This window comes from Mesorhizobium sp. M7A.F.Ca.CA.004.06.1.1, assembly GCF_003999135.1.
Taxonomy (GTDB): Bacteria; Pseudomonadota; Alphaproteobacteria; order Rhizobiales; family Rhizobiaceae; genus Mesorhizobium.
This window is the reverse complement of sequence record NZ_RZPQ01001254.1, coordinates 1-918: the sequence shown is the minus strand read 5'-3', so window position 1 is coordinate 918 and position 918 is coordinate 1. Positions and strand designations below refer to the sequence as shown.

The window sequence follows — 918 nt, the reverse complement described above, 5'->3', positions numbered from 1 at the left end:
ATCTATGATTGCATCGCCTATGGGCCGGGCATTCTCGACCTCGCCCACCGGCCGGACGAATGGGTCGGGATAGCGGACATGGTAGAATCGGCCAAGGTGATGGCGATAGGGCTCAACGTGCTGCTGCGCGGCACAGCCGCGGGGTAAGGCGCACCGCGACAAGCTTCGACCTGCCGATGCAGTGGCCAGGACAAAACATTCCCGGCCACGCCAACGGGCAGAACGAAACGCAATTTACTCCGCGGCGAAATCACGCTTCTATCGCCCGGGTTCGAGCACGTGTCTGAAACGCATGGGGAGTCGCACGATGAAACTGTGGAAAACCATCCTGGCGGCCGCGGTGCTGTCGCTGGCCGCCGGCGCTTCCGCGTTTGCCGCGCGGACCGACCTGGTCATCGGCATTCCGCTCGAACCCCCGCATCTCGATCCGACCGCAGGTGCCGCCGCGGCAATCGACGAGGTTCTATATGCCAATGTGTTCGAGGGCCTGACACGCATCGGGCCCACTGGCGAGGTGCTGCCGGATCTGGCCGAAAGCTGGACCATTTCCGATGATGGAAAGGTCTACACCTTCAAGCTGCACACCGGCGTGAAATTCCATGACGGCACCGACTTCGATGCCGGCGACGTGAAATTCTCGCTCGATCGAGCCCGCGCCGAAAATTCGGTCAACGCGCAAAAGGGCCTATTCGCGGCCATCGATACGATAGACGTCGTCGATCCGGCGACCGTCAAAGTGACGCTGAAGAACCCGCAGGGATCCTTCCTCTACAATATGGGCTGGGGTGACGCGGTGATCGTGGCGCCGGAATCGGCAGAGACCAACAAGGAGAAACCGATCGGCACCGGCCCGTTCAAGTTCCAGAGCTGGGCCAAGGGATCGTCGATCACGCTGGTCAAATCGGACAATTACTGGGG

1 protein-coding gene and 1 pseudogene are annotated in these 918 nt (G+C 61.3%); both read left to right on the top strand.

What is annotated here, in order from left to right; all coding sequences use genetic code 11:
* Positions 1-147: pseudogene (locus tag EN906_RS38680) on the top strand (succinyl-diaminopimelate desuccinylase); the annotation flags it as partial.
* 160 nt (positions 148-307) lie between these two features.
* On the top strand, positions 308-918 hold a 611-nt coding region (locus EN906_RS35570), incomplete at its 3' end, for an ABC transporter substrate-binding protein (protein WP_245484412.1).